This is a genomic window from Allocoprobacillus halotolerans (genome assembly GCF_024399475.1).
Lineage (GTDB): Bacteria > Bacillota_I > Bacilli_A > Erysipelotrichales > Coprobacillaceae > Allocoprobacillus > Allocoprobacillus halotolerans.
This window is the reverse complement of record NZ_CP101620.1, coordinates 60,971-72,652: the sequence shown is the minus strand read 5'-3', so window position 1 is coordinate 72,652 and position 11,682 is coordinate 60,971. Positions and strand designations below refer to the sequence as shown.

General features: G+C 29.7%; 13 protein-coding genes. 9 read left to right on the top strand and 4 right to left on the bottom strand.

The window, feature by feature from the left end:
• Positions 1–6 precede the first annotated feature (6 nt).
• Positions 7–504, top strand: coding sequence for a DEAD/DEAH box helicase (locus NMU03_RS17420; RefSeq protein WP_353956722.1), 498 nt, complete (start codon positions 7–9; stop codon positions 502–504).
• 192 nt (positions 505–696) lie between these two features.
• Positions 697–1,167 carry a LytTR family DNA-binding domain-containing protein gene (locus NMU03_RS00405; RefSeq protein ID WP_290140360.1) on the top strand — a complete coding sequence of 157 codons (471 nt, stop codon included), beginning with the start codon at positions 697–699 and terminating at the stop codon, positions 1,165–1,167.
• 343 nt (positions 1,168–1,510) lie between these two features.
• Here the strand turns inward: NMU03_RS00405 and NMU03_RS00400 are convergent, their stop codons facing one another.
• Positions 1,511–1,750 (bottom strand): helix-turn-helix domain-containing protein, encoded by a 240-nt coding sequence (locus NMU03_RS00400; protein ID WP_290140359.1) that lies wholly within the window; start codon positions 1,748–1,750, stop codon positions 1,511–1,513.
• A 210-nt stretch (positions 1,751–1,960) separates the two neighbouring features.
• On the opposite strand from NMU03_RS00400, the gene NMU03_RS00395 reads away from it, so the two are divergent.
• The 3 genes from NMU03_RS00395 to NMU03_RS00385 all read left to right on the top strand — a co-directional run bounded on the left by NMU03_RS00395 (position 1,961) and on the right by NMU03_RS00385 (position 4,578).
• On the top strand, positions 1,961–2,716 hold the full coding sequence (locus tag NMU03_RS00395; RefSeq protein WP_290140357.1) for a LytR/AlgR family response regulator transcription factor: 756 nt from the start codon (positions 1,961–1,963) through the stop codon (positions 2,714–2,716).
• Positions 2,713–3,429, top strand: coding sequence for a LytR/AlgR family response regulator transcription factor (locus NMU03_RS00390; protein WP_290140356.1), 717 nt, complete (start codon positions 2,713–2,715; stop codon positions 3,427–3,429). Before NMU03_RS00395 ends, NMU03_RS00390 begins: the two co-directional genes overlap by 4 nt.
• A 252-nt stretch (positions 3,430–3,681) precedes the next feature.
• On the top strand, positions 3,682–4,578 hold the full coding sequence (locus NMU03_RS00385) for an Rpn family recombination-promoting nuclease/putative transposase (RefSeq protein WP_290140354.1): 897 nt from the start codon (positions 3,682–3,684) through the stop codon (positions 4,576–4,578).
• A 95-nt stretch (positions 4,579–4,673) separates the two neighbouring features.
• On the opposite strand, the gene NMU03_RS00380 is transcribed toward NMU03_RS00385, so the two are convergent.
• Positions 4,674–5,339, bottom strand: coding sequence for a sensor histidine kinase (locus tag NMU03_RS00380; protein ID WP_290140353.1), 666 nt, complete (start codon positions 5,337–5,339; stop codon positions 4,674–4,676).
• A gap of 613 nt (positions 5,340–5,952) precedes the next feature.
• Positions 5,953–6,666 carry a LytR/AlgR family response regulator transcription factor gene (locus NMU03_RS00375; protein ID WP_290140352.1) on the bottom strand — a complete coding sequence of 238 codons (714 nt, stop codon included), beginning with the start codon at positions 6,664–6,666 and terminating at the stop codon, positions 5,953–5,955.
• Between the two features lie 169 nt (positions 6,667–6,835).
• Between NMU03_RS00375 and NMU03_RS00370 the strand changes: the two genes are divergently transcribed.
• Positions 6,836–7,267 (top strand): hypothetical protein, encoded by a 432-nt coding sequence (locus NMU03_RS00370; protein ID WP_290140350.1) that lies wholly within the window; start codon positions 6,836–6,838, stop codon positions 7,265–7,267.
• Between the two features lie 28 nt (positions 7,268–7,295).
• On the opposite strand, the gene NMU03_RS00365 is transcribed toward NMU03_RS00370, so the two are convergent.
• Positions 7,296–8,606: a hemolysin family protein gene (locus tag NMU03_RS00365; protein ID WP_290140347.1), complete on the bottom strand. Its 1,311-nt coding sequence runs from the start codon at positions 8,604–8,606 to the stop codon at positions 7,296–7,298.
• 244 nt (positions 8,607–8,850) lie between these two features.
• On the opposite strand from NMU03_RS00365, the gene NMU03_RS00360 reads away from it, so the two are divergent.
• From NMU03_RS00360 to NMU03_RS00350, 3 genes are read left to right on the top strand one after another with little or no spacing between them, the layout of a single operon-like run.
• Positions 8,851–9,246 (top strand): GNAT family N-acetyltransferase, encoded by a 396-nt coding sequence (locus NMU03_RS00360; RefSeq protein ID WP_290140345.1) that lies wholly within the window; start codon positions 8,851–8,853, stop codon positions 9,244–9,246.
• Positions 9,247–9,300: 54 nt separating this feature from the next.
• Positions 9,301–10,428 (top strand): exonuclease SbcCD subunit D, encoded by a 1,128-nt coding sequence (locus NMU03_RS00355; RefSeq protein ID WP_290140344.1) that lies wholly within the window; start codon positions 9,301–9,303, stop codon positions 10,426–10,428.
• Complete coding sequence (locus NMU03_RS00350) at positions 10,415–11,506, top strand: AAA family ATPase (protein ID WP_290140343.1); 1,092 nt, start codon at positions 10,415–10,417, stop codon at positions 11,504–11,506. The genes NMU03_RS00355 and NMU03_RS00350 overlap by 14 nt, the downstream gene beginning before the upstream one ends.
• The last annotated feature ends 176 nt before the right edge of the window (positions 11,507–11,682 follow it).

Genomic DNA, 11,682 nt, shown 5'->3' with positions numbered 1-11,682 from the left:
GGTTGTATGGAATTGATTCATTCTTTACAAGGTAATCACAAAAAGATTTTACTGTTCTCATCATTTACATCTTTATTACATTTAATTGGTGAACAATGCCAAAAAGAACATGTCAGTTATTATCTTTTAGATGGTTCAACACCTAAAGAAAAACGTAAACAGATGGTTGATCAATTTCAAAAGGATGAAACAACATTATTTTTGATTTCTTTAAAAGCTGGTGGATCTGGCTTGAACTTAACAAGTGCACAAGCTGTCATTCATTATGATCCATGGTGGAATATGTCAGCCAAAAACCAGGCTACTGATCGTGCCCATCGTATTGGACAGCAAGAATCCGTGCAAGTCTTTTCACTCATTATGAAAAATACAATTGAAGAAAAGATTATGGAATTGCAGATGCAAAAGAAAAATCTGGCTGATACTTTTGTCGAAGGCAATGAAGGAAGTATTACAACCATGAGTTTAGATGATATGAAATCATTATTTGAGATCTCCTTGTGAGATCTTTTTTTGTGCAAAAAATGCCCACTTTTGGGCAAAAAACGTGTAGAAATATGTCGAATTTTGTAGAAAAATATACAATATTTAGGCGAATGAGCATTTGATTTTGTATACAAGTGATGATTCGTGGATTTGTTGTTGTATTTTAACTATAAAATGCATTTTATATTCTATATGGGGAGGGATGAAAACATGAAGGTTGTCTATGATGAAAATGAGCATATGAATCATCATGAATTAAAACTTGTTTATCATCCCAAAAATAAAAAATTAGCACAATTACTTTTAAAACAATTTACTGAAAATTTAGGTGAAGTAGAATTGTTTGATGAATATCATAATAAATATTATATTCCTATTTTAGCAATCTACTATTTTGAAATGGTTGATCATAAAATTTATGCTTATACGGAAAAAGATGTTTATCGTATTTCTTGTATGAAAATGGAACATCTTAAACAGCGTGTACAAAGTTATGGCTTTTATCAAATTAATGTGCGGACACTCGTTAATATTAAGCATGTCAAAACATATAAGATTCAACGTGGCAGCCGTCGTAGAATCACTTTAGATAATGATGATATTTTAATTTCTAGTCGTCACTATAAGCCAGAATTTGATCTTTTGGTTAACCATTTAAAAATGGAAGAGATTAAAATATAAAAAAGAACGAAAGATAAAAATCTTTCGCCTTTTATGATGCATCATATATAAATAATTATGTAAGAAGCCAGGTTCATTTAGGCTAAGTCACAACCTTATTTATATCTTCTATTTATAGATGTGAGTTGCTGATGAGAAAAATCCCTTTCTTTTATATTTTGAGTTCATTTTCATACATCAATAAATAGGTGTTCTTTAAAGACAAGCTTATTATAACCAATAACAAAAGAAAAAACGATGGAAAAACATAAAAAGCTTTTCAATGAGTAATATTTTTACTGATTCGTCAAAAAAAGAATGTAAAAAAAATTACAGCTTTGTCAAACTGTAATATTTATTGTTATTATTGATCTAAATCCTTGATGCCATAAAAATCGTCTTTCTTTTCAACATTTTCACAAATATAATCTAAAGAAGCTTTATAAAAACGTGAAAAACGAATAAGTTTAGGAACAGAAGGTGTTCTTTGATCAGATTCATATTGAGAGACAATAGGTTTAGACATTTTTAATGCTTCAGCGACTTGTTTTTGTGATAATCCAGCTTCTTTTCTTAATGTTTTTAATCTTTGACCAATACTCATGATTTCACCACCTTATCGCTATTATACACTATGTTGATTTGCTTTAGGGAAATTATGGCTAATTTCAATTGTTCAATGGTTACCATAGTTCGACATATTTCCAAAAAATGGAATAAAAAATGCCAAAAACGGGTAAAAAGTGGACTGATAAATGTTAAAAAATTGACTACAATGAAAATATATCCATAATAAGGTAGGGGAGAGAGGATTATGAATATTGCTGTATGTGATGATCAGTTAGATTATTTAAACTTAATTTCAAAGAAAATTTATGAATGTTTTCATGAACCAGAGATGAAATTGAATGTTTATACTTTTTCATCAATTCAAGAAATGCTGGATAGTACAAGGTTTCGTTGTTATGAATTTGCGTTTATTGAAATGAGAATTGAAAATGATCGAGGAATAGAGGCAGCGATGCAATTAAGAAAAGCCAATCGTGCTTGTCAAATTGTTTTCATTAGCGACAAATATTATCATATTCAAGAAGCCTTTGCAGTGAATGCAAGAGAATATTTGTTAAAACCTATTAATACGAATCAATTTCAAAGTATTTTTGATTATTTAATGGATTGGTATTTACATCAGAATGTGAAATTTGTTATACCGGTTAGAGAATTAAAACGTAAACGTATTTTTAATGTTGATGAAATCAAATATTTTGAAACATATTATAATGATTTGGAAATTGTGACAGTTGATGATCAGCATTTTATGGCACATGTGAAAAATCGTTATAAGTTAAGACCAGTATTAAAATCAAGGTGGTTTATGCAAGTGAATCAAAGTGTTTTGGTAAATATGAAATGTATTGACTTTTTAACTGATCGTAATGTTATCTTAAAATCAAGGGAAGTTTTTCCAACAAGTCGTAAAACTTTATTTCAAAATCATTTATTGTTTGAAAAGTTTTTAAAGGAACAAGAAGAAAAAGAAAAAAGAAAGAATGGGGAGGAAGAAAATTGAAAATTGCAATTGTAGATGATGAAGAATTATATCTTCAAGATGTGTGTGATAAAATAGAGAGATTTAGACAATCATATGATGGCAATGTAAATATAGAAGTGGATACATTTCATGAAGGGAAAGAATTTCTTTCTGTATTTACCTATCAGCCTTATGATCTGGTATATTTAGACATAGAACTATCAGATATAAATGGCGTTCACTTAGCACATATGATACATGAAAAGAATATGTCTACGATGATTATTTTTATGACAAGTCATATGAGTTATATTCATCAATCTTATGTCGTGAATGCATTTCAATACTTAACAAAGCCATTAAAAGAGCAACTCTTTATATATGAATTAAAAAGAGCTTTAAAGCATTATCAATATAGGAATAAATCATTTGCTTTTCCAACATCACAAGGACGTATTATTTTTCGTTTATCAGAAGTTGTTTATTTAGAAACAGCTTATAAGAGCTATAAAATACATACCACTAGAGGTGTTTATTATGGTTCATTAAAACCTGCCAATGCTATTAGAAAAGCATTATTAGATTATTCATTTGTAAGAATACAAAGAAGTTTTCTAGTGAATATGGAACATATTGTGAAAATTGATAATGTATTGCTTTATATGTCAGATGGGAGTATGTTGCTTATATCCAAGAAACGTTATAGAGAATTTAAAAGGATTTTTTATAAGTTCTTAGAGGAGAAAAAGTAAAATCGGTTATTTTATTTAAGGTTGTAGATAAAGTGGATTAAACCTACTTTATCATACATCCTTTTTTATTTCATAAGAAGTTGAAAAATGGTGATTTTTGTAAAAAGTTTGAAATAAAAAAAGAAAAATAGAAAAAAATTGCGTATATAAATAATAGGAGGGTTCTTATTAAAATGATGAATATTTACAATAAGCAAATATTGTTGTATAATGTCTATGAACTCTCCTGGAATATATTGAAAGGAGGTCATTATGAAAGATTTGAAAGTTGATGATGTCATCAGAGATTTCTTCAGAAATCCTGATCATTTTGCTGATATGATGAACGCTATTCTCTATGGCGGTCAAGATGTCATTAAGCCTGATGAACTTCAAAGAATGGATACAAGTGAAATCTTTGTAGGCAATTATATTTCCAGGGAAAGAAGACGTGATGCCATCATGTTGTGGAAAGGAAAGGATTCACAGGCTATCTTGGCATTGGAAGCACAGGATCAGGTTGATTTTACAATGGTGTCAAGAACACTTCTCTATGATGCATTGACCTACAACATGCAGGATAAGGAGTACAAGAGCTACAAGATCATGCCAGTTGTCAGCCTCGTATTGTTTCATGGCGAAGGAAGATGGACAGCAGTCACGTCACTGGTAGAAAGAATGGATATTCCTGAAAGCTTGAAGGGGATGCCAAATGACTGGAAGATGAAGATTGTAGATATCAAGGATTTGGACTATCACCTACTCAAAAATGAGGATAATCGCAATATCGTCAAAACAGTTAATCAGATATGGAGAAAAGAGAAAGAAGATTTCAAAGGGATGGAAGTCTCAAAGACAGCCGCAAGGGTGATAGCGATACTTACGGAAAGATTTGATATTTTAGAACAAGTGAAAGGAGAAGAAGGAACCGTGGCAATGTGGTCATTTTGGAAAGACATTGAAGATTCAGGGATACAAAAAGGAAGAATAGAAGGTAAACAGGAAGGTAAAATGGAAATGCTAATGGCTCAACTTAAAAAAGTATTAGGAAAACTCACACCTGAATTGACATTGAGAATTGAATTAAGTAATGAAGAAGAGTTAAACAATCTTGCATTACATATAACAGATATACATAGTGAAACAGATGTCTATAAGATACTTGAATAGTCAACCATTATTTCGTATTAAAAAAAGGTCGATTATTATTTGTATTCAAAAAAGAACAGTCGAGGTCTATTATGACTCCAAACTGTTCTTTTTATTTATTTTTGTAACATAATTCTTAAAATAACCTGATTATCTTTTATATCATATTTTACATCTCCATGATATTTTCTGGCAATCTCTTTAATACTTTTCACTCCATGTCCATGAGCAATTTTATCTGCTTTAGTTGTTTTATGGAAATGTGGATGACTTCCTTGAGGAATAGAGTTAGTAATATAAAGAACAACATGTGTTTGCTTGCTTTGTAAACTTAAAGAAATCTGTCTTTGAGCATCAACTTTTTCACATGCTTCTCTAGCATTATCTAATGCTAAACTTATTGCTAGAGACAAATCATCAGTTTTAACATTACCTAAATGCAATATTTTTGTAATATCCTCATGGTATTCAATATTCTTTTCTTTCATAAGATACATCTGATTATTTAAGATACTATCAAGAGTTGGAATACCAGTATGCGTTAAATCCTGATAAGCTTTAACATGTATTTTTAAATTCTGTTCAATATATTCTATTGCTTCATCATATTCACCATTTTTCAAATGTGCTTGTAATATAATTAATATGTTATTCAAATTATGATTAATCTTTCTAATCTCTAACTGTTGATTCTGTAATTGTTTTATAAATTCTTCTTCTTTTGTCATATTTTGTATCATTGCCTCTTTAGCATGTTTATCAGTTTCATATTTGGTTTGCATTCTATCAAAATATATTAATGCAACGATACTAATGATAACTGTAAAGATATAAGTACGGGCAATACTAGCTGTTCGAAATAAAATAGGGTTGTTTAAAAAAACATTTATTGAAAAGTAAGTAATCATAAAAATACATAAAATTTTAAATCTTATATTATAAATGTTTTTACTTTTTTAAAGATAAAAGACAGTACTATGTATAATATAAAGTTTATAATGCAATATGACAAAATAAAATAAGATGAAGAAAAATCAAAATGATATAAAGACATTCTTGTGTCAAAAATCCAGCATAAAATTATTATTGTTAAAAAGTATATAATTAGTTTAGTGATAAAAAATAAAATCAATTTTATCGATGCTTCTATTACTGGAATTTTCCACTGGCAAAATATAAAGACTATAATTATTAATGTTAATAAGTAAATAATTATATTGGTTTTTATATTTGATGAAATAATTAATGCGACTAACAGAAAGAAATATACTATACAATTCATTTTCTTTGTTTTTTCTCTATAAATATCTGGATATATATTCTTTAAATAAAAATCAAGTAATAAAATATTTAAAATCGCTATAAATGCTTTACATAATAAGTTTATAATCATAATTACATCTCCTTGTCTACAAAATCGAAATATTTTTCTTTGAATTCTTTACGAATACGTTTCGTTAATGGAAGAATATCATCATTAGACATTGTGACATAGTCAAAACAAAATGATTTAACGTGTTTAAAATTGATGATGATACTCCTATTTAATGGAAAGAAATGATAATCTAGTAATTGTTGTCTTGATTTTATAATTCTTTTGAGATTACCATAGTAATGACGTTTTGTTGTTTTTAACTTATATTTTCCATAGCTTGTTTCTAGATAAATGATATCGTCAGTTTTTACATAGACTTTTCCATCAGTTGTGGCAAACTTAACTGTACGATTCAAACGTTTATAAACATGGTAGGCATGTTGAAGTTCCATATCGAACAATTCAGAATTAACAGGTTTATCAATAAATAAATCTGCACCTAACCACATTGATTCAGTTAAATAACAGTGATAAGCAGTAATGAATATAAAGATACAATTGGGTTTAATATCTTTCATTACCTTAGCTATCTCTATTCCATTCATATCTTCACCAAGTTCAATATCAAGAAACACAATATCATAAGGTTCAACTCTAAATGCATCTAATAGTTGGGTGCCTTGAACGTAACCATCAATAATGGTGGGCTTCGTGTCATGAAATTCATATTTCTTAATCCTTTCTACAATATCTTTGACATAAAATAATTCGTTGTCGCAAATTGCAATTCGCATAATTTCTACCTCCTTTGTCTGACAACTATCTACATTATATGACAAAGGATTTTATATCAAAAAAGTTATTGCTTTGTGCATTTTTAAAGCGAAAATATGTACAAATTCGTCATATAGGATAACTTTTTTGATGGTTATGATAGACTTTTGTCGAAAGGAGGTAAAAGTTATGTCAATACAAAAAAAGATCACTGCATTAGGATTGAGTTTATTAGTTTTAGGAGGTACAATGGTTTCCACTTTTGCTTATACTTATGTATCAGGAACTTCTTATCAAACGGTTACTCATAAAGATATACCATCATGGGGTGGAGAACATTATGATTTGAACTATGGTAGTAAAAAAACAAAGACAAGTCAGATTGGTACTTTTAAAAAGACAAAAGGAGATGCGGCGTTAGGTAATTATGCTGAATTAGTTAACAGTTCCAAATCATATAAATCAAATTTAGTTGGAATACCTTTAAATTATGCTGTGCTTGTGAGTGAACATGGATGTTCAAAAGGAAGTATATATTTTACTTGTGTGACTTCACATAATTTTGAACCAAGCAACACTTGTGATGTTACTTTAAAGTTTAGTGCAGATGATTTATTGTAAACAAAAAGACCTAGTTGATTTTACTCAACTAGGCTTTCTTTGTTATAATAACTTCCTTGATACGTCGATCTTGGATCTTAGTGATTTGGAAGGTAAGATTGTTAATATGAATTGTTTTGGTTGTACCATCTTTTGGAATGGAACGGAGATGGCTATATATATAACCACCAATCGTGTTATAATCTTCATCTTGTGGGAATTGGATACCGATAGCTTCAGATAATTCTTCAATATCAGTATTGCCGTTGACTCTCCATTGTGTTTCATTGATTTTTTGAATATCAGGTCTTTCACGAGAATCATGTTCATCATAGATATTTCCAAAGATTTCTTCAACTAAATCTTCTAATGTAATAATTCCACTCACTCCACCAAATTCATCAATCGCAATCGCAAAATGAATGTTTTTATTTTGCATATCTGCAAATAAAACATCTGCACGCATAGAATCAGGAATAAAATAAGGTTTAGAAAGAATTTTTTCAATTGGTTTTTTCTTGGTTTGAAGATTTAATAAATAATCTCTTACATGAAGGACACCAATAATATTGTCTTCATCATTTTGATAAACAGGATAACGTGATAATCCAGAGTCTTGAATCGTTTTAAGAATTTCCTCTTGTGAGGCATCAACTGAAATCATCATAATATCAACAGATGGTGTCATGATTTCTGAAATATCAGTATCATTGAAATCAAAGATATTTTGTAGCCATTCACTTTCATCTTCATTAAGAACACCACGTTTTTCACCAAGTTCAATCATTGTTAAAATTTCTTCTTCAGTCACACTATCTTCTTCAGCCTCTGTTTTTAAATGTAATAATTTTAAAATAGCATTTGTTGAAAGAGATAAGAATTTGACAACGGGATTCATAATTTTAGAGATGGCTAAAACTGTACCACATGAGATTTTAGATACTTCATATGGTTTTTGCATAGCAATTCTTTTGGGAACAAGTTCTCCAAAAATCAAAGTGAAATAAGATAAAATAATCGTAATAATAATAACTGCAAAAGTATCTAAGACATTAAGTGGAATACTTGTGACTCCTAAATCTTGTGATATCCATTGTACAAGATATTCTGAAAAATTATCAGCTGCGAAGGCACTTCCTAAAAATCCTGCCAATGTAATTCCAATTTGAATAGTTGATAGAAAACCTGATGGTTCTTGTAATAAAAGTAACAAGCGTTTCGCTGTTTTTTCACCATTTTCAGCTTTCTTTTCTAATTGTGTCTTATTTAATGATAAGACAGCAATCTCAGTTGCCGCAAAAAAGGCATTCAATAAAATTAAAATTGCTTGCAAGAACAATTGCGAGGGTATAGAGTCCATAACTTCACTCTCCTTTATTTTTTGGCTCTATATGTTTGTGATACAAAAAAAGACAACTACCACAACACTGCAATAAAAGTCTCGTTATTTCATATATAAAACCGGCTAATAAATATAGCGTGATGACGATTATATAACATCTTTAAGATGCTAACTACTCCCTTTTATGTGTACTATTTTATCATATTGCACGTAACTGTCAATATTGTTATGATAAGAGTATGCAAAAAGGGAGAAAACAGATATGCATTTAGAATTATTAGAATATGTGAGTCATAATTTACCAAAAGGTTTTACACCTTATTATATTTATGAAATTAGAGTTGATGATAAGGAAGTAGGAAGAGTAACTTTTAGAGAAGGCACCTTCCAACAACATTATTTTGATGGCCATATTGGTTATCATATTGAACCAGAATTTCGTGGGCACCATTATGCCTATCAGGCGTGTTTACTTTTACAAAAAGAATTAGGCTTTCATCAAGTGATTTTAACTTGTGATCCAAACAATCAGGCATCGTTACATACAATTGAAAAACTGGGTGCAAAATATTTAGAAACCAAAACGATTCCAGCTAATCAACGACGTTTTTTTAATCGTGATGAAAAGGAAAAGATGATTTTCATTTGGGAAATTTAAGTTCATTGTGTCATGAATAGGATTGAGATATAATAGAAAAAAGGAGGGTTTGATGTGAAGTTTGTACATATTGGAGATTTACATTTAGGAAAGGTGATTCATCAATGTTCATTGTTAGAGATTCAACGTGAACTCTTATTTGAACTGTTAGAGATGATGGATCAACAGAATATTCGTTGTTTGATTATTGCGGGTGACGTTTATGATCGTTTAATACCTAGTCAAGAAGCAGTCAATCTATTAGATGAATTCTTAACTGCAGCCTTATTAACTTATCATATTCAAGTTTTAATGATTAGTGGTAATCATGATAGTTCTGATCGTTTACATTTTGCCAGTTCTCTCTTGGTAAAAAATGGTTTACATATTGAAACGTATTTAAAAGAAGATATGGCATTTGTAGAATATGATAAAGTCAGATTTTATTTATTACCATTTGTAAAACCTAGTCAAGTCAAGATGCTTTATCCTCATCAAGATATTCACACTTATCAGGATGCTCTTTCCTATTATCTTTCTAAGCAAAGTCTTGACAACCATTATCAAAATATTCTTGTGACGCATCAATTTGTCGGTCATTCTAGTATTACAAGTAAGTCAGAAATACCATTAAGTGTTGGTGGAAGTGAAATAATAGATGCTTCTTTATTTGATGATTTTGATTATGTGGCCTTAGGGCATCTTCATGCACCACAAAAGGTTAAACGTGATACGATGCGTTATAGTGGTTCTTTAATGTGTTATTCTTTTGATGAAGTGAATCAGAAAAAATCAATTGTTATTGTTGATACGGATACAATGGACATCACAACTTATCAACTTCATCCTTCAAAGACACTCAAAAAATATCAAGGGACATTTGCCCAATTGATGGATTCAAAATACATTAACAAAAAAGATGATTATATGGCATTTGAGTTATTGGATCAAAAGATTGTACCTCATGCGATTGAACAATTGCGTACTTTATATCCTCATCTTTTACAAATCACTTATCACTATTTAATGAAAGAAAGACAACAAACATCATTTCAACCGATGCAATCCATTGAACAAATGGATACTTTCACTTTGTTTCAACAGTTTTATCACGATGTCAAAAATCAAGATTTACAAGAGGAGTCTATGACAATAGTCAAAGGATTATTAGAAAAGGCAGGTGAAACAAGTGAAAATTATTAAATTAACGATGAGTGCTTTTATGGCTTATAAAGATTTAACCGTGATTGATTTTGAAAATATGCATGATCATGGTTTGTATTTGATTAGTGGTCCAACGGGTTCAGGGAAAACAACACTTTTTGATGCGATAACTTTTGCTTTATATGGTGAAGCGAGTGGTTCACATCGACAGGCTTCTTATTTTCGTAGTGATTTTGCCAGTGCTAAGGATGAAACATATGTTGAACTAGCATTTGAATTACACCAACATTTATATACTGTGAAACGTTCACCGACTTATTATCGAGAAGGCTATAAAACGCCTAAGAATGCACAAGCTTATTTTGATGATGGCAATCAAGTCATTGAAGGTGTCAAAGAAGTGAATGTGAAAATCAAAGAGCTATTAGGTGTTGATGTGCGTCAGTTTAAACAAATTGTGATGATTGCACAAGGAGAGTTTACAAAATTGATTTATGCCAGCAGTGAAGAAAGAGAACGTGTCTTACGTCATGTTTTCCATAGTGAATCATTGGTAACTTTTGAAAATTTACTCAAAGAAAAAGTGAAATCACATAAAGATGCTTTCTTACTTTCTTCACAAAATTTAGCCTCACGTTTTGCCTTATTACAAATGGATGAAAACTTTATGCATAGTCATCTTGAATTTCATCCTTCTTATATTGAGGAGGCTCAAAATGAAAATCAAAAAATTAATGAGCAATTAAAACTTGAAACCAAGTATTACAAACAAGCTCAAAAAGAATATGAACAATTCTCATCACAATATTATCAAAAAGAACAACGCAATCAACAATTATTAGAATTACAAGAAGTAAGTCAACAATATCATCAATTACAATCACAAAAAGATAAGATGACATTATTAAAACATGATTTAGAACAGATTGCTCAAATCAAGAATCATCAAACCATAATTGAATATTACAAACAAAGTGAGTCTAATTATCAACAAACATTCAATCAAAAACAAGAAGTCCAACAAAAACTTTCTTCTTTACAAGAAGAATTAACCCAGCGAGAAAAAGAATATCAAAAATTAGATCAGTATAAACAAAAAAAGATCAATTATTTTTAGATATTGAAAAAACCAAACAAGCTTTAGAAAAATATCAGCTTTATCAAAAACAGGTTCAACAATATCAAGATGTTCAAAAACAATATCAAAGATTACAAGAAGATTATCAAGATCTAGAAATACGCTATGAAAAATTAGAAAATCGAATTCAACGTGATCAGGAAAATGTCAATCGT